Genomic DNA, 21,657 nt, shown 5'->3' on the forward strand with positions numbered 1-21,657 from the left:
CTGCTTTAATTTATAGCCTAGCGGGATGCCATTGATTTTTTGCTAGGCTATTTCACTCATTTCAGTATCTAAGAATAGGCATACGCTGTTTCTGCCGTTCGCTTTTGCTTCGTACAGAGCTAAATCCGCACATTTATAGTTGAGGGCAGGGTCATTGGTTAAGTTTGTGATTCCACCGCTCACAGTGACCACACTGTCAAGCTCTAAGCTGACTGCAACCCTCAGTCGGTTAAGTACATATTCTGCTTCTTCCGTTGTTGTATGAGGCAGAATAACACCAAACTCTTCTCCACCAATACGAGCTACAAAGTCAGTTTCACGGCACTCTCGTTGTAATACCTGAGCAACAGTTTGAATCACTCTATCACCGTAATCGTGTCCAAACCTGTCGTTAATACGCTTGAAGTGATCAATGTCTAAGATAGCTAAGCATGATTGCTCGCGGGTAGGGTAACGGTTAACGCGAGAGCACTCGTCGCGGAGTTCAAGGTCAAACTTTCGTCGGTTCCAACATCCAGCCAATGCATCTTTTTCACTCAAATTTCTAAGTTTATTTTCGAGCTCTTTGTGTTTGCTAATATCGACAAATGAAGCGACATAAAATTGAATCACATCTTTTGAATCTTTAATGGTTTGGATTCTCAGTATTTCGGTGATCAACGAGCCGTCTTTACGACGATTAACTACTTCACCTTCCCACATGCCTTTCTCTTTGATAATGCTCCACATCTTGATGTAGAACTCTTCATTGTAGCGACCAGAGGCAAACATAGAAGGTTGGCGGCCTTTTACGTCTTCTAATTCGTAACCACTCACGCGGGTGAACTCTTGATTTACCTTGATGATTCGGTTGTTTCTGTCGGTAATCACCAAGGCAGACATGCCATTCATTGCTGCTTTAGCTAGCTGGCTCTCGATACTGTTCTTCTTGTGGTTGCTGTTCCACAATACGAAGCCTGCGGAGATCATCGAAATCAAGAAGGATAACGTAATAATCTGGACTATAATTGCTTGTTTTTCTTGCTTATATTGACTGTTGAACTGTTGGTTCTCAATGTGGAGAACCATATAAATTGGACCTTCAAACTGTTTAATCTTTGGGCTGATGTCAGCGTGAAAATACCAATTGCTCCCATCGAAGTAACTTGAAGAAGTATTGTCTTGAATTGCTTTCCAAAGTTTAGGGAAGCGTTTTGCGTAAGTTTTATCTGCTCGCGATTCGATGACATGGCCGAAGGTTTCTGATTGATCAGGTCCCATAATTACGTGACCTGTTTTATTTAGAATGACCGGTACTGCCGCTGAAGTGCCTATTTGATAGTGCAGGCGTTCGTAGATCTCCAGCATGTTGAGGTTGGCGATAAAGTAACCGACGATATGACCTTGTGATGCAACCGGGGTCATTATTCGTAGCGCCGGGATTAACGGACGTACGATTTTCCCATTTTCTACTTCTAAATCTATGCCATTCGAGCTGACCTGCCCAATATTGAGTGTTTGAAGTGTCTCAAAGTAACCACGAGACGATTTATTTTGTAATTCGGTGTCTGGTACTACAGTTGCTTTGTCGTCTTTGTAGTTGATACGAAAAACCTCATTACCATTTAGGTCGAGATATCGCAGCTGCGAATAGTATTTTTGCCCACGAGCTAACATGACCCAAAGATCTTGAAGCGCCTCTTTATGTATGGTCGAAGGCTGTTTGATTGCACGGAGTAAAGTTTGAGAATCTGCAATAGAAGGGACAGAGTTGGAAATTTGCTCCACGATAACGGCGAGTTCATGAAAGCTGTATTCAATCTGATTTTGGCTCGATTGCTTGATATTCAGCGTATGCTGAGCTTCAACTCTGTCAAATTCAGAATTGATATACAGGGCAGGGACTAATCCTAGAGCGAATATGGTGCATAGAAATTGGCTGACTAGTTTTTTTATACTCGTATTCATCACTGTCCTTAAAGAATCAGCGCAATACTATATATTTTATAGGGTTTTTAATGTGATCTTGCCCCAGAACTTAAAACAAGAACTACATATAACTGCAGTTTTAGTGCAACTTTTTGCAATTGAACTTGATTATTGAGCAATTAATTCCTTTAAAAACTGATTGCTCAATAGGGGGATTCTAAGGACATTCTTAGAAAGATTAATCGTGACTATTAGGGATTTATTCAACTAAGGCCGATAATATTGCCATTGCTATCAATATCTAACGACATGAACGCCGGTTTGTCAGGTAAGCCAGGCATGGTCATTACGTTGCCGCATAGAGCATAAATAAAACCGGCGCCTGCACACAGTTTTAGCTCTCGAATGGGAACGTCAAACCGAGTTGGTGCACCTTTTATATGTGCTTCTGTAGAGATGGATAGTGGCGTTTTGGCTAAACAGACCGACAGATCGCTGTATCCGTGTTGGATAAATTCAGCTAACTGTTTTTTCGCCAGTGGCGATAGCGAGATACTTGCTGCGCCGTAACCAACTTCAGCGACCGCCATCAGCTTTTCTTCTAAGCTTTGCTCTGATTGATACAAAGATCTAAATTCACTTTCAACTTGGCAAGCTTTTACTACTGCACTTGCTAACTTAGTGGCGCCTTCACCACCTTGACCAAACGCTTCACTTACTTCAACGCTCACACTTGAATCAAAATCAGCGATCATCTGTGTCAATGCGTCGAGTTCTTGCTCTGAATCTTGTGGGAATCGGTTGATAGCAACGACGGTTGGCACTTGGTATTGCTTAACGTTGTTGATGTGCCATTTAAGGTTCTCAAAGCCTGCAACAAGCGCATCTTGGTCATCATTAAAGATTGAATCAGGTAATGGAGTGCCCGGTCTCAAATCGTATAAACCAGAGTTGGCTTTTAATCCGCGTAGCGTCGCAACAATAACGGCGCAGTCAGGCTTCTTGTTAGATGCCTTAACCTTGATGTTACAAGCTTTCTCAAAACCCATATCCGAGCCGAAACCACCTTCGGTCACGACAAAATCACTCAGCTTTAATGCGATCTTATCAGCAATGATCGAAGAGTTACCATGTGCGATGTTCGCGAAAGGCCCTGCGTGGATAAGTGTCGGAACACCTTCAAGGGTTTGCATTAACGTAGGTTCGATAGAGTCTTTCATTGTTACTGTCATTGCGCCAGCAACGTTGAAATCATCTGCGGTCAATGGCAAGCCTTGTTTGTTGTAAGCAAGTACCACTCGTCCGATGCGCTTTCTTAAATCTTGAAGATCATCAGCTAGAGCAAGAATAGCCATCAGCTCTGAAGCGGCTGAGATATCGAATCCATCTTCACGCTCAAAGCCATTAATTGTTTTATCTGCTTCGTTCTTACCGACCGTGATCATACGCAATGCGCGATCATTGTGGTCGAGTACACGTCGCCATACGATTCTACTTGGGTCGATATCCAGTGCTTTTAAGCCTGATCGAGCTTCAAAGGCGTCTAACCCTTCACGCTGTTCATGATACAAACGTGCATCAATGGCGGCAGAAGCGAGATTGTGAGCCGCCGTAACAGCATGAATATCGCCCGTCAGATGCAGGTTTAATTGCTCCATAGGGGCAACTTGAGAGTAACCACCACCCGCAGCACCACCTTTTACACCAAATACCGGACCCATTGAAGGCTGGCGAATGCAGGCCATAGCAGATTGGTTAATCTTTGCCAGGCCCTGTGCTAATCCGATAGTGGTGACGGTTTTGCCTTCCCCAAGAGGAGTCGGTGTAATCGCCGTGACTACGACCAATTTACCATCTTGTTGCTTGGCGAGGCGTTCAAGTGACGTGAGAGATACCTTAGACTTGTATTGGCCTAGTGGTTGATGTTCGTTGTGTTGTAGGCCTGCTTGCTTTGCAACCTCACTGATGTTTTTAAGGGGAGTTGAGCGACAAATATCAATATCAGACAGCATATTTGCTCCTTATATCAGAACCGAAAGGTGGTACGTAAACGTTTGCGTTGCGATGGTACTGTATAAATTTGCCATGTAAAGGCAAACCACACGAATTATGTGCTGGAAGATAACAGATCTAAAGAGTCATTGCGCGAGATCAAGTCTTAAACGAGCAAAATATTCGATTTGTTGACCTTCAATTATGTTTAGATAGGATTTAAATACAAAAAGGGCTGCATATAGCAGCCCTGTAAGGATTCGTAATTCTACTTAGACGTCGTCTAGAAAGATTAACGATCCCAGTATGTTTCTTCTAAGCTGTCTTCACGTTCAGGTAGTGCACGAGAAAGGCGAGGAGAGTGCTGAGTCAACACTTCGTAGCTTACACGGTTTGCATACTTACAAATTTGAGACAGTGAAGAGTAAGTTAGACAAGCATGTTCGTGTTTCTCTGAGTTTGGTACATTCACGTGGTGGTAGCTGTTTGCTGCCATATCGTGAAGTAGTGCTGAAAGTGCACCATCACCAGCGCCATTGGTGTTCTTAATCTCAAGTGGACCACCTAGGTAAGGGCCAATGTGAGAGTACACTTTTACAGGGTCTTTACAGTCTTCTTTGCGCATAGCACGGCTGAATTCGTATTTATTGAATTCAGGGATGTTACCCGGTAATAATGGCAGTGTGGTTTCGCGCTTCGCTGGTTCGTCAGTATAACCAGCCATGTATAGGCCAATAGGACCTGCAGTACATAGAACTAGGTCAACCCATTCAAGTGCTTTGTTAGCAGCCAATAGCGGATCTTTTTCACCGGTTAGCGCTTCGCCTTCGTCTTCGTTCATCGCGACGATGGTTACGTTTTCTTTCAGGTATTCTTGCCACCATTCAGCGTTACCTTCGATTACATACTTAGTACCCAGTGTGAGTACAACAGGCACATTGTGCGCTTTCGCGTATTCAATCGCTTTTTGTACGGCTTTTGGCATTGGATCTTCAGGTTTGCCACGCATTAGGTATGACGACACAACCAATGCAGACGCTTTCTCGAACACTTTTTCAGGAATGCTTTCTGGAAGTAGTTGGTTCATGTGGCCTTCATTGATCGCAAACGTACGTTCGCCATCTTCCGAAATTAGCGTGTAACAACGACCAATTGGACCATCAACCGTTTGAAGGTGATTTAGATTCATACGAGAAGAAGTGCGGCAAAGGTAACGATAACCAAATGAACCAACTTCGATCTTCTTAGACATAACGCCAAGCAGTACAGATTTGCTGTCTGCAAGTACGGAATAGTTGTGCAGTGTGTTGCCGATAGTATCGCCAGGGTATTGATGCGTGATCAAACCGCGCGCAACTAACTCTTCATACAGAGCATCTGCTTTACTTTCTTCCAATACCAGTGAGTGACCTTTACTCAGCTCGTATTTTTCTAGGAACTCGTTGTCAACACGGGCTTCGATATCAACAATTGTTTGGCCAACACCGACAATCGTTGCGCGGTGAAGCTTAGGTGTTTGTTGAATTTGGTTGACCAACGGATCACGTGCGTGAGTTGGAAAGTAGTGCTTAGATTTACGCTGTCCAGGAAACTTCATATGAAAAATACAGTGAAAAAATTTTGCCGCATGATATCACATTTTGTTTCTGTTTCTTTCATTTTTATTACATTTTGAATCACCTGCACAATGTCTGTACAGGTGAATAGTCATACTTTGGCTTGAGGCTATTGAGCGGGAACAAGCGTTGCTGGATCTACGTAAGCCTCTGTACCCCAAAGCGGAACAGTTGAAAGGCTATGTTTGAAACTGCCTTCCGTTTCTTTGGTGGTGTAAGACAAGTAAAGCAGTGACTGATTTTCTGCATCGTAGATACGGCGGACCTTCATTGTTTTAAAGAAGATACTTTTTGACTGCTTGAATACCACTTCGCCTGATTTGCTCTTGTCTATTTGAGCTATCATTTCTGGTGTGATTTCACCTGTTTGGCGACAAGAGATAGAGCTATCGCTTGGATCAGAGAGGCTAAGGTTTGCTTCGATTGATGCAATATGACAGGTAACGCCTGCGATCTTATCGTCATCTAATGAAGACATCTTGATATCTTTGGATACTTACCTTATTACACAACCATTTTTTTATGGAGCTTATGGATACGCTTACCCAAATAAAGGTGTTACAAATTTATTATATTTCCACAGTTTCATTTGAGAATGAGTAATCCAGCTTTCCTTTTCTTTTAAACTTAACAAACTCTTTCTTTTCGATCGATTCAATAACTTTTACTTGAAATGGCGTTAAGTTGTTTTTGTATGAGAAATGATGTTCCTCGATGTGATTTTTGTATAATTGATTCAGTGTAATGTTCAACTCTTATCCCTTGAAATTAAAGGTGTTAACTTAGGACACATTTGCACATTTCTCGATCACTTACCAATGCTGTGTTAATATACAGTATGTTGATTTTTTCTGTTTGATTTAACAAGCGATGAGCAGTTGGGTTTAAAGATGGTTGAGAAATTTACTGATAAGGTTAGATTTTCAGAGTGGTCAAACTCAAAAGTACCACAGGTAGCTGCTGGCGTTTATGCGATATGGGAAGGTGACAAACTTGTCTATTGTGGTATGTCAGGGCGAGAAATAGAAACAAAGCGCCATAAAAAGAAATATGGATTAGTGACACGTCTTAATAGCCATGCGTTAGGAAGATTAAGCGGTGATCAGTTCTGTGTTTATGTCGCAAACCAATTAGTCATTCCAAGTCTGAAAGAAACTGATTTTCCTAAGTTTGCTTCGGGCAAGTTGACCTTAGATATGCTTACGAAACAATACATCCATTCAAAACTTGAGTATCAATATGTCGTTGTTGATTCGAGTAAAGAAGCATATGGTCTTGAAAATAAAGCGAGAATCGGCGATGTATTTGGTCAGAAGCCAATGCTCAACCCAATTCAAAGTTAGGTAAATTAATGAATTACTATAACGAAAATGCCAGTATATTTTTTGAAGGCACAATTGACGTAGATATGAGTTCTTTATACTCAGAGTTCTTACCATATTTAAAAAGTGGCAGTCTAATACTTGATGCTGGATGTGGTTCTGGTAGAGATAGCAAATATTTCTTATCGAAAGGTTTTGAAGTTCATGCCATTGATGCGAGTGATGAATTGGCTAAATTAGCGGAAGTTCAGATAGAGCAAGCAGTTGAAGTTACGACATTTAAAGACTTTACCACTGATAAAGCCTTTGATGCTATTTGGGCTTGTGCTTCTTTACTACATGTACCTTTTGAAGAGCTGTCAGTATCGATATCAAACTTAGAGCGATGTTTGATAACTGGTGGCTCATTTTATTGCTCTTTTAAATTGGGTAATGATGAAGTAATGCGTGGTGGACGAAACTTTACCAACCTCAATGAAGAGCTATTAGATCAAGTTCTGACCAACACTTCATTGCGAATATCTAAAGCCTGGATTACTGGTGACGCTCGTAAAGGTCGAGAAGAAGAAAAGTGGTTGAACGCAATTTTAATTAAGGATTAATAATGAACTTTACCGATGAAGACTACTTCAAGGGCATTATCTTATTTGGATTAAATGCAGCGACATACAAGATGGGCTTAGCTCAAACGCTCATTAATGCTGCCCGTAATCATAAAAACAGTCTTGATTGGGAAGAGTTATCCTCCAACTACTTTGATTCATACGTACATCGTTTAGACACAAACCCAATGCCACAGCAAGGCAACCCATATCGTCTTACTAAAATGGAACGTATTGTAAAAGAGTTCCAACTTGGTGAAGTAACTAAAGTAGAAGCAATAAAGAAAGTTGCAGATAATGCGTTTGTAGATGTTGTCCCACGATTTCAAACGATTGGCACGGATAAAAACGTTGTAAGTGATCATTTTTATGAAATTGACATGGGCAGCCGATTGATTTTGAAAGACTCTCTACTCAGTCTATCGCCAGAACAGTTGGACATGTTAGAAGTAGAGGTTTTAGCAAGGTGGGGATTACTTGAAGGCGCATTTAGCATCAACCAAACTAACTTTAGCCTTGCGAATGATATTCGAGAAATTTACTTAAGTGATGGCTATGACCGTAAAGCATTGACTAACAACGTCCCTTTCTTATCTGGATATCAAGGTAATACTTGTTTTTATTGCGGTGAAGCAATGGGAACAGGCATACATGTCGACCATGTTTTACCGAGGCAAGTGATGAATCATGATGAAGTATGGAACTTAGTTTTAGTTCATAGTGATTGCAACTTGTTAAAATCAGATCGCCTTGTTGGTGAACATTTCATCAAGAAGCTCATTGCTCGAAATGAAAACATCATGGGAAGTAACCACCCTTGGAAAGCAAAGATTCAAGCCTCGTTAGGGACAACTAAAAACCGTAGGGCTTCATCGTTGAAGAATCACTATGAAAATGTGAAGACTGTGCTGGGAAACTATTACTGGGGTGGGGCAGAATCTTATAATCCAGAAACAGATCCATTTTTCCGAAGACTGATCACAGTCCTTAACAACCAATAGCTGTTTAAATAGATCAATCATAAATACGGTACAGCGTAAATATAAGATCTATGGAAATTATTACTAACAATAAAACACTCGAGAAAAAGCTAATTCAGTTGGCAAATAAGCACGATAGAATTTCAGTAGCCGTAGCTTGGGCATCGGCTGGCACAAAGTTCTTTGATATTTTATTAAGTAACAAAGATAAGCTGTTTGAATCGACAATCGGCACACATTTTTATCAAACAGACCCAGATGTTTTGAAATCGTTTGTAGAAAGTCAACAAGTCCATTTCGTCATGCAACCAAGCGGTGTATTTCATCCAAAGTTGTACTTTTTCCAAACGGGTCAGAGCTGGGAAGCCATTGTTGGTAGCGCAAATATGACTAATGGTGCGTTTACTGTGAACAACGAGTTGAATGTGCACCTAACTGGTCAAGATGATGTAGATGGTTCTACGTTTGACCAGTTAACCAATCAGCTTAGTAACTATTATGAACTTGGTGTTTCCGTAAATGATGAGTATGTAAATGTATACGCTGCTTATCACAAAAAGCACAAACCCAAATTAGAAAAACTGAATGGGCAGTACAACTCAACCAAAACAACAAGATCTTTGTTTGATAGTATCGTTATGCAAATGGACTGGTCTGTTTATGTTGAGAAAGTGCAGCAAGACAAAAATCATGCTATTGACCAGCGTTTGGAGTTACTAGAAGTGATCCAAGGTTACTTTCAGCAATATGAAAATTATGAATCTATGCCACTTGGTGCAAGAAAGACTATTGCTGGTTTACCTAATCTGACACATGAACATTGGGGCTGGTTCGGTAGCATGAAAGGAGCTGGGGTATATCACAGCAATATAAACAACAATAATCCGTTTATATCCGAAGCGTTAGACCATATTCCTCTGAATGGCGAGGTTACATTATTACAATTCAATCGCTATGTTGAGTCTTTCAAAAAAGCATTTCCTAACGGTAGAGATGGTACTAGCATAGCCAGTCGTTTGTTGGCGATGAAACGTCCTGACTTCTTTGTCTGCATTGATTCAAAAAACAACAAGGCAATGTGCTCTGACTTTGGTATCACAATGTCAAACATGACGTATGAACGCTATTGGACAGAGTTAATCAGTCGAATTCATGATTCGGTATGGTATGAAAAAGAACAACCAAGAGATCAATTAGAAAATCAAATATGGAAAGGTCGAGTTGCTTTATTGGACTGTATTTTCTATGAAGAAGAGTAAATCTCGACTACTTATTTGTAATTAAGGATTATCCATTGGAAAAAGAAACACAAACGGCATTTGTTAACCGAGTTATGGGGTTAAATTTCAAGTCTACGCAGGGAAAGTACTCATATTGCAATGATGAAACAAAACAAGTGTTGTTTAGCCTTGACACAACTAATGTAGATCACGATGTGATTCTTGATCCAAGTTGGTCAAGTAAAGGCTATTCTCACTCGATTAAACATATCAATAAGGTGATAGAAGAAGGGTATGACCTTCTGGTTTTTAAAAAGCAAACCAAGACAAATCGTGCCGGTATAACAAGCAATGTTGGCTTTGAGCATAACGTTGAAAAGAGAATACTTCAGGACGTAGGTGGTGGAGTTTATAAAGCGATACAAAAGGATAGTTACTTTCCAGAGGAGTTAATAGAAAGCGGTAAACGATTTTTTGAGGGTTCAAAGAAAACCGTTTTAGTTAATGCATATGAGCGTAATCAAGAAGCTCGTAATGCTTGTATTGAAGCGTTTGGATATCAGTGTGCAGTGTGCACTTTTGATTTTGAAAAAAAATACGGTGTACGAGGTAAAGAATTTATTCATGTTCATCACGTAATCCCAATGAGTGAAGTAAGGGAAGAGTACGAAGTAAATCCAAAGACAGATTTGATACCAGTCTGCCCAAATTGTCACGCAATGCTCCATAGAGGTGGTCACACGATTACACCTGATAGTTTGAGACAGTTGATTTTGGAGTCTTAACCAAAGATATTTTTGAACCAATGAAGCCAATCTAATGATTAGTTTCATTGGCACTTACCCATCACACGTTGTTCTTTTACCAAAGTATTCTATTTTATAGTCATAGACTTATATCAATCCTAGCCGAAGTCACGTAAAAAAACAGTGAGACATGATAACTTCATTTCATAATGTTAGATGGCTATGGAGCTAATGTATGATAACTGAAATTACGCTTGATGGTGTAGCGAGCTATAAAAAGAAAACAACGCTCTTTACCGATAAAAAGGTCAATATAATTTACGGTCTCAACGGTTCGGGTAAAAGCACCTTCTCGAATTATTTCTATGATTACGACAATCCAAAATACAATCAATGTACACACAATGTTGGCGATGTTTCTATTCTTGTGTACAACCAAAGCTTTATTAAAGAAAATTTTTACGACAAAGATTCCCTTCATGGCATCTTTAGCCTGTCTAAAGAGAATAAAGATGCAAAACAAAAAGTCGAAGCTGTAACGCTTGAAATAGAAAAATTAGCAAAGGATAGGGAAGCGATACAAAAAGAAATTGATGTGCAAGAGCAACTTATAACGACAGCAAAGCTTAAAGCTCAAGTAAAAGCTTGGGAAATAAAAACTAATTACTCTGGTGGCGATCGAGTTCTAGAGTTTTGCCTGAAAGGTAAAATGGGAGGTAAAGAGGTTCTACTCAATCATCTCGCTTCAATTCCATTGTTACAATCCAAGCCAACGAAGACAATTGCTACTTTAAAAAATGAAGCTAATGCAATTGATGGCGATAATGCAACGAAATATGCAGTACTTAGTCCGTTGAGTTCTTACAAATTATCTGACGAAGATAATGATTCCCTACAAGAACTCATTTTGGGCAGTGAAGACAGTCCAGTTTCAAAATTAATTTTGAAATTACAGAACTCAGATTGGGTAAGTGATGGTTTAAAATACATTGAAAATCTTGAAGATGGTCAATGTCCTTTCTGTCAGTCAAAGACAATAACAGATTCATTTACTAAACAAATTAAAGACTATTTCGATGAGTCCTATCAAGATAGTGTCAATGGTATTAAAAGTATTGAGTCTCAGTATGAAACAACTATAGCTCAATTTCCTAGTTTAGATGAGTATAAGCAAACCCCTTTTTCAGCGTCCAACCTCGCAGATTTAACAAAGTATCACGGTCAAATTTCAAATGGCCTAGAATCAAACCTGACTTTGATTCGACAGAAGGTATCGAACCCTAGTTTAAGAATTATTTTGACTGATATGTCTGATTCTGTTGATAACTTTAACATATTGATTGATAAGATTAACAAAGAGATTGTCGAGCATAATACACGCATAGATAACTCTTCAACTGAACTGGAAAAAATAAGAAATGAGTTTTGGTCAATACTGAGGTTCGAATACGATTTGACGATTAGTACTTTCAATGATGCTAAAAATAAAGCCGTTAAAGTGATTGATACGAAGCAAAAAGAGCTTAATGATAAAACAGTCGTAGAAACTGAGAAAAACGAAGAGCGAGTTAAGTATCAAAAATCAACAGTCAATATTGAAGATGCAATTCGCAACATAAATCTGGGTTTAACTGAGATTGGTATTACGGATTTTCATATAGAGAAATATGAAGATGACTTATATCGGCTTGTACGAACAGATACCAATGACAAAATCTTCTCTTCATTGAGTGAAGGCGAAAAAATGATTATCAGTTTTCTCTACTTTAGGGAGTTGTTCAGAGGTAAACAAAGTGCCACGGAAGGGCAAGTTAAAAAAATTGCAATTATAGACGACCCTGTCTCAAGCCTTTCACACATTTTTGTGTATAACATAGGGCAAATATTGAAGAATGATTTCTTTAACTCAACATCGGTAGAGCAAGTCTTTGTCTTGACGCATAGTTTATATTTTTTCTATGAGCTAACGGATGCAAATCATAAAAGAAGAAAAGAAACTCAAAACCTTTTCCGCCTATCTAAAAATACGACTGGTAGCTCGATTAGTAATATGAAGTATGAAGAAGTTCAAAACGACTATCAGTCATACTGGTCTGTGATTAACGATGATAAACAGCCACCTGCTTTAATTGCTAATTGTATGAGAAACATAATTGAATATTTCTTTAACTTTGTCCAAAAAGAAGATTTAAGTAATGTAATTCAAAAGCCTGAGTTGAAGGAACAGAGGTTTCAAGCATTTGTAAGATATATCAATAGAGAATCCCATTCCTTAGGACAAAATATCTTTGATTTTAAAGAATTTGATTACAATGACTTTAAAGAAGGGTTAAGGCTTGTGTTTGATGTAACAGGTTATAACTCTCACTACAACAGAATGGCAAAAATCACTGCTTAAATCAATCTTAAGCCACTTATTCAAGTGGCTTTTAATTAATTTAACTTAGATTCTAGAGGAGTTAATTATTTTTCCAGACATTAATCTGATATTTCGTATTCTCGTCCGGATAGATAATTTAGAGCGTCAATTTTCAGCTTTTGAAACAGAACTGTTGTTGGTGATTTGTTTAAATCTATATCTAAACGTTGTCTTATAAGGTTGTCGTCGTTCAGTACTTCATCAAGGCAATCATTGTCTGAATTGACTAGCATTTGATAACGCTCTTCTAGTAAAAGAAACCAATCTTTAACGTTTCTTTTATTGTGGTTTACTTCAACTTTAAATAAGCCTAAATTTTTATCCAGGTTATCATTAAGTTTATTAACTTTTATGTTAATAGCGGATGCTGTTCGGCCTTCATCAAACATATAGTTAAAATCAAATATGGTGTTTTGACCAACTCCAGTTATATATGGATGGACGTAGCCGAACATTGAATTTGCACTTTTATATGTTCTGTTGCACCTATATCCTGAAGGTATTAGATTCGATAATGTTAACGCAAGAAATGGAAACTTTGATTGTGGATAGAAATGGTCTAAATCTGGTCTTGTTTCGGCTCCTTCCACATCAATAGTTTCGATATCCTCATTATTACAATATGGGCATACATCGAAATTCAAACTATGAGTAATCTCATGACCAAAACTTCGTGACATCGAAGAGTAATCAAAAATATTAGAAATTTCATTTACCCAAACAGGGAACAGTGCTTTGATTTCATCACTTAGTGTATGGTTTCCAGCCTTCATTGAATTTAGTAATTTCAATTGTCTTTTAATTTCCGACGCTACAGTTGTTCCTTCCATATTATTAATAATCACGGGTAAATATATAGACTGTCGTTCTTCTGATAGAGCTTTAAGTTCAGCTAGGGTTTGTTCGTGAATAATCCTAATTAAATCTTTATCCGTATTTTTTTGAATAGGCATCGATGCTATGGATGAATCCAATCTAATATCTTTTAAGTAGTATTCTAGGCAGTATCTTTCGGACAATTCATGAAAATTATCATAAATAGTGACTATTTTTTCATATAACTCATCAGCATTGCACAATACCAAGGATTTTATAAAAGCTGGTGTGAAGAAAGTTGATATTCGTTGTTGCTCTAAACCTGTTTCTCTCGACACCATTAAATTAAAAGAAGGAAGTAGTCCTTGGTTTATAACATTTCCTTCATAACGATTCAAAAAATCTTCGCTATGAGAACAATTAATTTTTATCATCGTAACCTAATATCATATTTTGTATGTTCTTACTTTTAATTTTTCTGATTAAATTGAGATCAAGTGCTGTAAGAGAACTGTTATTTGCACGTTTTAGCAATTGACTAATTGCTTTCTTTGAATGCTCGCCAAATGTTGAATTAAGATGCATACCATCTACATATAAATCAGTAATATGAGATGCGAAACCGAAAGACTCTACAATTTTTGTTGTACCATTTATCCTATCAAGAGAGATTATGTCCTCTGGTAGAAAATCACTTATTATTATCGGGGAGTGCGTGCTCAAAATGATCTGAACAGTGTTAATCGGGAACTCAATTTTGATAAATTCGAGCAGTTCAGAAAAAAACGTTCTTTGCCAGTCGGGATGTAGGTATAAGTCCACTTCGTCCATAACTATAAGGTGATTAGAAATAGACCGATTTTTTTGCTCATGTATGTAATTATAGAGTTCAGAAAATATGTTCAACTTGGCAAATTCGCCAGTACTAAAACCGTTCCAACCATATTTAAAATTACTCAATAGCATTTGAGGAAGATTAGAAATACAGTTAGTCAATTCAATTATTAAGTGAGGATTAAAAGTTGATAACGTATTGTTGTTATCGATATTGAACTGATCTGAAAATAAATGTATCAGGCGTGAAATATTTTCAAGAATATTGATTGCTTCTTGAAATTTCATCAATATAATAGATGCATCGAGACTAACAATACTATCTATGCTATTAATGCTCGAATCTTTCCTTACTTCCAATAGTAAATTATTTATATGCTGTTCATCAAAATGGCCAGTGGTAAATCCAAGCAGAAGTTTAATGAAAACTTCGTCTCTATGATCTTTCTTAATGATACTGAGTTTGGATAAATAATTACATATTGATAAAAGATTTGCTCTTATGAGTTGTGAGCCAAGTATTTTATACTCCTGTAAGTATACACATGCTAAGTTATCATTAAGTTGATGTTTTAGCCGACTTAAGTCATCTTCTGATTTTATATGTTGCGATACAAAATCTTTGTTGTTCAACAGTGATTTTAGATAAGCGGTAGAGGATGCGCTAAATTGAAAAGTGAACTTCACTTTAGGTTGTTCGGACTTGTTGAAAGATTCACTTTTGTCGAAGTAACTAATTAATCGATTTGTACGTTGAGCAACGACTCTTTTACTTCCTTTTACATATTGTGATAGGCTCATATCATATATGAAGGAATTTGATTTTCTTTTGGTTGAAAATTCATTAGTTTCAACACCAGTCAAATTATTTGCTTTAACAAGTTTAACTTTGCTTCGTTTAGTGAGATTAGACAGCGCAGTCTCTAAAGTATAGTCCCGATTACTTATGATAGAATTATCATCAATGTATAAATTTACAGGGCAAACATGATATTTTTCTTTTCTACTGTCGAACCAAACGATAACTCCACTAGAGTCGGTTCCATCATAAGAAACTTCCAGAAAATCTAGAATAGTGCTTTTACCTACACCATTTTTTCCAATTATGGCACTACAATCTAGCCCTTGATAGTAATCAAGCTTATCTGGCGAAAACAATAAGGTTAATTGGTTATCCATATAGCTGCATTTATGTGAGCTATTTATTGGTATGTCAATATTTTCTAGTGCTTTATGACTATTAATATGCAGGAAAGCTAGTTTCATTCAACTATCACTATAATACTCTTATTCATCAATAGGTTAATGGTATCAAATCGCACTGCGTCAGTGAAGTAACCTGAGTGACAACAACAACCGTTAATCAAACTGATCCATAAGTTGTTAATTCTAGCGAACACATTGAATGAAGAGAAAACCAAAAGGTTATTGGTTTTCTCTATATGAAGTGAGTTATTGCACGGGTTGGGCTTCTACATATGCCTTAGTTCCCCATAATGGAACTGTAGACAAACTATGCTTAAAGCTACTATCAGTCTCTTTGGTCGTGTAAGACAAGTAAAGTAGAGTCTGATTCTCTGCATCGTAGATACGTCGAACCTTCATTGTTTTAAAGAAGATACTTTTAGACTGTTTGAAAACAACTTCGCCTGATTTTCCCTTGTCAATTGTTGCGATCATTTCTGGTGTGATCTCACCGGTTTGGCGGCATGAGATAGAGCTGTCGCTTGGGTCTGCAAGGCTAAAGTCTGCTTCCACAGATGCAATGTGGCACGTTACACCTGGTATTTTTTCGTCATCCAAGTTTTTGATTGATACGTCTTTTAGGCTGAATATGCCAAGGTCAACATTACCAACTTCATTGTCTGAACAACCTACAAGAAGAATAGGTAAAAGGATAGAGATTAGTTTTTTCATTGATTAGTGCCCTTTATGACTCTGTTTATATTAGATTTTATGTGAAATTTGTTATAGGGTTCAAATCTAAATACAAGGTTTATGCTTCATAGTGAAGAAACCCAGTGAGACATCGCCAACCTCATTGTCCGAACAGCCAGCTAACATTGTGACGATACCTGCTGCTATTAAGGCTTTTTTCATAAGAAGTCCTTTTTATTTATATAGTTCTGTTTACTATAAGGATATTGAAAGCTTGGATACGAGTGTAGAGCTTTTCGTTAAGTTCTGAAAGGATGTTGTTGGATTATGAAAAATATGAAGTATTTAAAGTACTTGTTGGCCTTGGTCATGCTCTGTATGCTCTCTGCTTGTAGCTCGGCACCTCAGCCGACGATATGTCTTCCAAATAACTGTGATATTTGGGGATACTAACCGTAGGTACTAAAAGAATGAATAACGAAATACCTGAAATTGCACATACAAAAAATCAATGGCTGTTTAGTCAGCTCGACATTGCTTATCCCGCAAAAGAGAGCCTTCTAGGCCGAGAACTTTATCAAAGTAAACTCCCATCCAAGACATACCAACTCCTCGCCCAAGATCAAACTCCTTCCCAAATTGATGAACTGCATAAAGTCGATTTCCATAAATTGACAGTACTATTTTCACTTAATCAAGCAAGCGCTTACCAAGATGAAGCCGAAAGGGCACACATGCTTGAGTTCTTGAGCCAAATTATGCTATCTGACGATCATGTTTTATATATTGGTACTCAAAATGGTGAAGTTGTGGCGAGTGCTATCATTACAGAAGCGGAAGATACCCTACTGATCTCGGATGTTGTTGCTGGAAAAGGTCAAACTATCAACAACTTTGCTAAGCAGTTACATGATTTTTGGGCACAAGATCATGCTTCTGGCGATAAAGTGTGGATCGAGAACTAAAGATTCTTTGACAAAGCGTTAATCTAAGTACAATACCCCGTCTTATTTAAAGGGTATTGTATGTACAAGCTATTGATATCAATCGCTGTATTGTGTGTTAGCGCTTATTCTTCACTTAGTTCTGCTAACGACTGGGATATCAAACGCATCCTAGTTTTACACTCATACGAACCTTCTTATCAATGGACTGCTGACTTCCAAAAAGGAATAGACAGTGCGTTCCATCAATCTCAAACCGAAGTTAAACTCTCAATAGAGTATTTGGATTCAAAGCGTGTCCACAGCCCAGAGTACTATGACTCTCTCGCGAACTACTTACGTGCGAAATATGCAGGTTATAAATTTGACGGCGTGATTGCTACTGACGACAACGCTGCCAATTTCCTCGAATCGCTAGACACTTTAATTGAGCGTTCAACACCTGTGGTGGCTGTAGGGATAAATGACGCTAGCACTAATATGTACTCAGTGTCTGACAAAGCGACTGTGTTGTACGAGAATGATCAGATCGACGTCAATATTAAGCTTATCTCTAAGCTAAGGCCTAATCTAAAGAACCTCTATTTTGTAAATGATTACAGTGTCACGTCTGAGTTGATTCGCAAAGAAATGAATCGCATGATGGCTGAGTTTCCAAATATAAACCTCGTAGAAATTCGCGATCTCTCACTGGAGCATACAAGTCAATTTTTGGAAGGGATCTCTGTGGACGATGCGGTTTTGCTCAGTCACTACAACACCGAGTTAAAGCAAGGGGTCTACCACACTTATCAAGAGATTGCGGAGACATTATCTAAAGCGAGTGCTGCCCCAGTATTTGCTTTGTGGCAGTTCTATATTTCCGGTGATGTACTCGGTGGCTATGTTAATCACTCACAAAGCATGGGTGAGGAGGCAGTTGATGCGCTAGACAAATACCTTCCTCTTGGTTTTACTGCGCCGTTAACTCCTGGGGACAACAAACGTTTTGTATTTAATTATCCCGCAATGAAACGATACGGAATTAGTGCAAGCGTGTTACCTGACGAAGCGGTGTTCATCAATGAGCCTTCTTCCTTTATTCGCAAAAACTTCCAGTTGTTATTGGGGCTGTCGATGGTTATTGCGGGCTTGAGCCTGATCATCTTGATGCAATTTGTCACTCTGCGCCAAAAGAAAGAGCTAGCCAAAAAGAACAAACGAATCTTAAAGCTCCAGAAACAGACCTTGAATATTCAAAAGGATATGATTCATGTTCTCGGGGAGGCTATTGAAACCCGCTCGGGTGAAACGGGTAATCACGTTAAGCGCGTTGCTAAGTTGTCTGCGTTGCTTGCTAAGTATCGTGGTTTGAGCCATCGCGAGGTCGAGATGATTGAGATCATCAGTCCTATGCATGATGTGGGTAAGATTTCAGTCCCTGAATCAATCTTGGATAAACCGGGAAAGTTAACTGACCAAGAGTGGGAGGTGATGAAGCTTCACACCACGGCGGGTTATAACTTATTGAAGAGTGGAGCGGGTGATATTACCAACCTCGCTGCGATTATTGCTAACGAACATCATGAGCGTTGGGATGGAGCTGGTTACCCTAGTGGCAAAGTGGGTGATGATATTCACCTATTTGCTCGGATCACCGCCGTAGCCGATGTATTTGATGCACTGCTTAGTGCGCGTTGTTACAAAGAGCCGTGGCCCTTAGAGATGGTGGTCGATTTATTCGAAAGAGAAAGTGGCTACCAATTTGATCCTCAGCTAACCAAATTGCTACTGGAACACTTACCCGAGTTTGTCGCTATTCGAGATTCGTACCCCGATACTGGAACTGTAGAATATGCGTCAGCACCTTCGCTTGAAGCAAAGGTATTAGAAGAGCCGGTTGTTAGTTGATTCTCGTCCTATCTGAATAGTCTATATACCTTGGTTTGTTTATCAATGAGTCACGATCCGAATAGGAAGTGGTGATTAATATTTTCCACTGAAATTGAATTGCTTATGTGAAATTCGCGCTATTTGGTTTCGTAGAATCAGGGATAATCTGATGAAAACTGTTGCTTATTCCGAGCCATAAAGTGATCAAGCCCATATTTCGCGAAGAGAAATAAGCCTGTCTCCGCAAACTGTTACCTCAATCATCTCGCGTATTGTAAGAACACTATAGGATAAAACTTGGATTCAATCTGAGTGAGATATCTATGCGGTTAGAACAGACTAAATGTGTAATTTTCGATTGTGATGGAACACTTATCGACAGTGAAAAGCTGTGCTGCCAAGCTTTGGTGAACGTTTTCACTGGCTTTGGGGCGGAGTTGAACGTCAACGACTGTTATGCGCACTTCCAAGGTGGGAAGCTGGCCGACATCTTAATGGATACGCAAGCGCGTTTAGGCTTATCTATCTCAATTGATACACTAGAACCGTTATACAGGATCGAATTAGAAGCATTGTTTCAGCGTCATTTAAAGCCGATGGACGGCGCTATCGAGCTTATCGAATTCCTTAAGCAACAAGATATCGAGTTTTGTATCGCTTCCAATGCACCCAAATCTAGAGTTGAATCTTCATTGGCAATGACTGGAATGTTCGATGACTTTAAAGGCAAAGTCTTTTCAGCTTTTGACGCTAATAGCTGGAAACCAGAACCTGATCTGATTATTTACACGGCAATGAACATGGGCTTTCTACCGAATGAGTGTATATATGTGGATGATACTTTGAAAGGGATTGAGGCAGGTGTTCGCGCGGGTATTCAATCGTTCCGCTTGCGACCAAGTATTGACGAATCAATCGTAGATTCCGAAGCCGACTCAGCAGAACTTTCGGCTCAGGATATCTACAGTTTAGAAGAAATTTCAGTTTGGATTAGTGGCAAGCACTGCTCAACTGATGGTATAGCGAATTCTGTAGCTTTGGTGGGGTAGAGCCTAACTGAAGGCTGACTACCTTGCTAAATTGTTTGGTGTGGAAACCGCAAGATGCGCAAGTAAACTTTTCCCCACTTTCTGAAAGCAGATACTCGTCGTGTTGGCATAAAGGGCATGTGATGTCGTCGATGTTTGGTGCTTCTGTTTTATTCATTATGTGTCACCTGCAGCAAGAGGGTAAGCGAAAAAAGACCCGTTCAATTAGATTACCCCTAAGCTCGAATATTAGACAGTTTTGACACTCCATAATCTCCCCTTTGCGACAAACTTCATGGTAATGATAATTGAATAGTTAAACATTATACAGTTTGCTATACTGGAACGGAGTACCATAACTTCGGATCGTCCCGTGAAACATATTACTTTGCTTTTTGTTGCCCTAATCCTAACAGGGTGCAAACAAGACCCTGTCAAATCTGACTTAGACACAACGAAGCCCATTCGTAGCGTTAAGTACATTACGACCGTTTTCCAATCACATACTCAAATTCGTGAACTTAGCGGTATTGTGCGAAGCGCACAAACGTCGCCTTTGAGTTTTAAAGTAGGGGGAACAGTCAGTGAACTTATTGTTTCCAAAGGTCAGCGAGTTGAAAAAGGACAAGTGCTCGCTCAACTTGAAACAAATGATCTGGTGTTTGCGTTAAGCAAAGCGCAGGCCTCGTTAGGAGCGGCGAAAGTGGCTAAGTTGCAAGCTGAAGACAAGTACCGACGCTCGGAAAAGTTGAGTACGAAAGGCTTTGTGTCCGAGTCTGAGTTGATCGCAATTCGAGCTGACTTGGACGCTAAGCAACAGCAAGAGAACCTCGCTCAAACTGATTTGTCCAATGCAGAGCTTAATTTAGAACGTTCTAAACTATACGCTCCGTTCTCTGGTCAAGTCAGCCAAGTATTAATTGATGAATTTACTAAAGTTAGCTCCGGACAGAAGATCATCGAATTAGTGAATGACTTTGCCTACGAAGTGGATTTCTTGGTACCAGAATCGTTGATCTCTGAGGTTTACTTTGGCGAAGAAACCAAGGTTAAGATTCCAGCGGTTAATGATACTCCATTCACGGGTACCGTTTCTGAGATTGGTGCTGTGGTCGAAAGAGGCAATGCGTATGCGGTTACCTTACAACTGAGTGAATCAAAGGCTGAGTTACGCAATGGCATGTCCGCAGAAATTCAATTTAATATTGGTGGCTCAAACCATGGCGCAGTATTACTTCCTATCGATTCATTTAACTTCAATGACCGGGATGCCAGTTCAGAGAAAAACAACGCAGCCATCTTTGTTGTTAATCCAGAAAGTTATGTGATCGAAAAGCGTTATGTTGAGATTAAACGCAATATTAATGCTCAAGTTGTGGTGATCGGCAACCTTTTTGAGGGGGAACACGTCGTAACAGCGGGCGTTCCTTATCTTTATGAAGGGCAACAAGTCGCTCTGTGGGAAGGTTTGTAAGGGGAG

17 protein-coding genes and 1 pseudogene are annotated in these 21,657 nt (G+C 39.1%); 10 read left to right on the plus strand and 8 right to left on the minus strand.

The genetic code is table 11. The features are described 5' to 3' along the window. Positions 1-42: 42 nt before the first annotated feature. The 4 genes and pseudogenes from OCV56_RS17005 to OCV56_RS17020 form a co-directional block, all read right to left on the minus strand. Positions 43-1,947, minus strand: a complete 1,905-nt coding sequence (locus OCV56_RS17005) for a sensor domain-containing diguanylate cyclase (RefSeq protein ID WP_086713899.1) — start codon at positions 1,945-1,947, stop codon at positions 43-45. A 224-nt stretch (positions 1,948-2,171) separates the two neighbouring features. Further along, a complete protein-coding gene (locus OCV56_RS17010; RefSeq protein WP_086713900.1) occupies positions 2,172-3,920 on the minus strand; it encodes a formate--tetrahydrofolate ligase in 1,749 nt (582 codons plus the stop codon). 272 nt (positions 3,921-4,192) lie between these two features. Continuing rightward, positions 4,193-5,497 carry an inosine/guanosine kinase gene (locus OCV56_RS17015; protein ID WP_086713901.1) on the minus strand — a complete coding sequence of 435 codons (1,305 nt, stop codon included), beginning with the start codon at positions 5,495-5,497 and terminating at the stop codon, positions 4,193-4,195. A 128-nt stretch (positions 5,498-5,625) separates the two neighbouring features. Continuing rightward, positions 5,626-6,006 (minus strand): annotated as a pseudogene (locus OCV56_RS17020) (CreA family protein); the annotation flags it as partial. A gap of 400 nt (positions 6,007-6,406) precedes the next feature. On the opposite strand from OCV56_RS17020, the gene OCV56_RS17025 reads away from it, so the two are divergent. The 6 genes from OCV56_RS17025 (at position 6,407) to OCV56_RS17050 (ending at position 12,784) form a co-directional block, all read left to right on the plus strand. Next, positions 6,407-6,859, plus strand: a complete 453-nt coding sequence (locus OCV56_RS17025) for a hypothetical protein (protein ID WP_086713903.1) — start codon at positions 6,407-6,409, stop codon at positions 6,857-6,859. 8 nt (positions 6,860-6,867) lie between these two features. Next, positions 6,868-7,440, plus strand: a complete 573-nt coding sequence (locus tag OCV56_RS17030; protein WP_076673754.1) for a class I SAM-dependent methyltransferase — start codon at positions 6,868-6,870, stop codon at positions 7,438-7,440. A 2-nt stretch (positions 7,441-7,442) separates the two neighbouring features. After that, positions 7,443-8,441, plus strand: coding sequence for an HNH endonuclease (locus tag OCV56_RS17035; RefSeq protein WP_076673755.1), 999 nt, complete (start codon positions 7,443-7,445; stop codon positions 8,439-8,441). Positions 8,442-8,491: 50 nt separating this feature from the next. Then, positions 8,492-9,679 carry a phospholipase D family protein gene (locus tag OCV56_RS17040; RefSeq protein ID WP_086713904.1) on the plus strand — a complete coding sequence of 396 codons (1,188 nt, stop codon included), beginning with the start codon at positions 8,492-8,494 and terminating at the stop codon, positions 9,677-9,679. A gap of 35 nt (positions 9,680-9,714) precedes the next feature. Continuing rightward, complete coding sequence (locus OCV56_RS17045; RefSeq protein WP_086713905.1) at positions 9,715-10,425, plus strand: HNH endonuclease; 711 nt, start codon at positions 9,715-9,717, stop codon at positions 10,423-10,425. A 196-nt stretch (positions 10,426-10,621) separates the two neighbouring features. Next, complete coding sequence (locus tag OCV56_RS17050) at positions 10,622-12,784, plus strand: AAA family ATPase (protein ID WP_086713906.1); 2,163 nt, start codon at positions 10,622-10,624, stop codon at positions 12,782-12,784. 80 nt (positions 12,785-12,864) lie between these two features. Here OCV56_RS17050 and OCV56_RS17055 read toward each other — a convergent pair whose 3' ends face one another. The 4 genes from OCV56_RS17055 to OCV56_RS17070 all read right to left on the minus strand — a co-directional run bounded on the left by OCV56_RS17055 (position 12,865) and on the right by OCV56_RS17070 (position 16,555). Further along, complete coding sequence (locus OCV56_RS17055; protein ID WP_143691574.1) at positions 12,865-14,019, minus strand: hypothetical protein; 1,155 nt, start codon at positions 14,017-14,019, stop codon at positions 12,865-12,867. Between the two features lie 22 nt (positions 14,020-14,041). Further along, positions 14,042-15,721, minus strand: a complete 1,680-nt coding sequence (locus OCV56_RS17060) for an AAA family ATPase (RefSeq protein ID WP_086713908.1) — start codon at positions 15,719-15,721, stop codon at positions 14,042-14,044. Positions 15,722-15,907: 186 nt separating this feature from the next. Further along, a complete protein-coding gene (locus OCV56_RS17065; RefSeq protein ID WP_086713909.1) occupies positions 15,908-16,372 on the minus strand; it encodes a CreA family protein in 465 nt (154 codons plus the stop codon). A gap of 66 nt (positions 16,373-16,438) precedes the next feature. Next, the gene (locus tag OCV56_RS17070) at positions 16,439-16,555 is read right to left on the minus strand and encodes a lipoprotein (protein ID WP_158094626.1); all 117 of its coding nucleotides are present in this window, start codon (positions 16,553-16,555) and stop codon (positions 16,439-16,441) included. Positions 16,556-16,803: 248 nt separating this feature from the next. Between OCV56_RS17070 and OCV56_RS17075 the strand changes: the two genes are divergently transcribed. The 4 genes from OCV56_RS17075 (at position 16,804) to OCV56_RS17090 (ending at position 21,651) form a co-directional block, all read left to right on the plus strand. Further along, complete coding sequence (locus OCV56_RS17075) at positions 16,804-17,298, plus strand: hypothetical protein (protein ID WP_086713910.1); 495 nt, start codon at positions 16,804-16,806, stop codon at positions 17,296-17,298. Positions 17,299-17,358: 60 nt separating this feature from the next. Further along, positions 17,359-19,167: an HD domain-containing phosphohydrolase gene (locus OCV56_RS17080; protein ID WP_086713911.1), complete on the plus strand. Its 1,809-nt coding sequence runs from the start codon at positions 17,359-17,361 to the stop codon at positions 19,165-19,167. 305 nt (positions 19,168-19,472) lie between these two features. After that, positions 19,473-20,198: an HAD-IA family hydrolase gene (locus OCV56_RS17085; RefSeq protein WP_086713912.1), complete on the plus strand. Its 726-nt coding sequence runs from the start codon at positions 19,473-19,475 to the stop codon at positions 20,196-20,198. A 352-nt stretch (positions 20,199-20,550) separates the two neighbouring features. After that, the gene (locus OCV56_RS17090; protein ID WP_158094627.1) at positions 20,551-21,651 is read left to right on the plus strand and encodes an efflux RND transporter periplasmic adaptor subunit; all 1,101 of its coding nucleotides are present in this window, start codon (positions 20,551-20,553) and stop codon (positions 21,649-21,651) included. The last annotated feature ends 6 nt before the right edge of the window (positions 21,652-21,657 follow it).

Source organism: Vibrio gigantis, assembly GCF_024347515.1.
In the GTDB taxonomy this organism is placed as follows: Bacteria; Pseudomonadota; Gammaproteobacteria; order Enterobacterales; family Vibrionaceae; genus Vibrio; species Vibrio gigantis.

What these genes read in the sequence shown, in the direction of transcription:
- OCV56_RS17005 (WP_086713899.1), bottom strand. Translation starts at nt 1,947, where the DNA reads ATGAATACGAGTATAAAAAAACTAGTCAGCCAATTTCTATGCACCATA.
- OCV56_RS17010 (WP_086713900.1), bottom strand. Translation starts at nt 3,920, where the DNA reads ATGCTGTCTGATATTGATATTTGTCGCTCAACTCCCCTTAAAAACATC.
- OCV56_RS17015 (WP_086713901.1), bottom strand. Translation starts at nt 5,497, where the DNA reads ATGAAGTTTCCTGGACAGCGTAAATCTAAGCACTACTTTCCAACTCAC.
- OCV56_RS17025 (WP_086713903.1), top strand. Translation starts at nt 6,407, where the DNA reads ATGGTTGAGAAATTTACTGATAAGGTTAGATTTTCAGAGTGGTCAAAC.
- OCV56_RS17030 (WP_076673754.1), top strand. Translation starts at nt 6,868, where the DNA reads ATGAATTACTATAACGAAAATGCCAGTATATTTTTTGAAGGCACAATT.
- OCV56_RS17035 (WP_076673755.1), top strand. Translation starts at nt 7,443, where the DNA reads ATGAACTTTACCGATGAAGACTACTTCAAGGGCATTATCTTATTTGGA.
- OCV56_RS17040 (WP_086713904.1), top strand. Translation starts at nt 8,492, where the DNA reads ATGGAAATTATTACTAACAATAAAACACTCGAGAAAAAGCTAATTCAG.
- OCV56_RS17050 (WP_086713906.1), top strand. Translation starts at nt 10,622, where the DNA reads ATGATAACTGAAATTACGCTTGATGGTGTAGCGAGCTATAAAAAGAAA.
- OCV56_RS17060 (WP_086713908.1), bottom strand. Translation starts at nt 15,721, where the DNA reads ATGAAACTAGCTTTCCTGCATATTAATAGTCATAAAGCACTAGAAAAT.
- OCV56_RS17065 (WP_086713909.1), bottom strand. Translation starts at nt 16,372, where the DNA reads ATGAAAAAACTAATCTCTATCCTTTTACCTATTCTTCTTGTAGGTTGT.
- OCV56_RS17070 (WP_158094626.1), bottom strand. Translation starts at nt 16,555, where the DNA reads ATGAAAAAAGCCTTAATAGCAGCAGGTATCGTCACAATGTTAGCTGGC.
- OCV56_RS17075 (WP_086713910.1), top strand. Translation starts at nt 16,804, where the DNA reads ATGAATAACGAAATACCTGAAATTGCACATACAAAAAATCAATGGCTG.
- OCV56_RS17080 (WP_086713911.1), top strand. Translation starts at nt 17,359, where the DNA reads ATGTACAAGCTATTGATATCAATCGCTGTATTGTGTGTTAGCGCTTAT.
- OCV56_RS17085 (WP_086713912.1), top strand. Translation starts at nt 19,473, where the DNA reads ATGCGGTTAGAACAGACTAAATGTGTAATTTTCGATTGTGATGGAACA.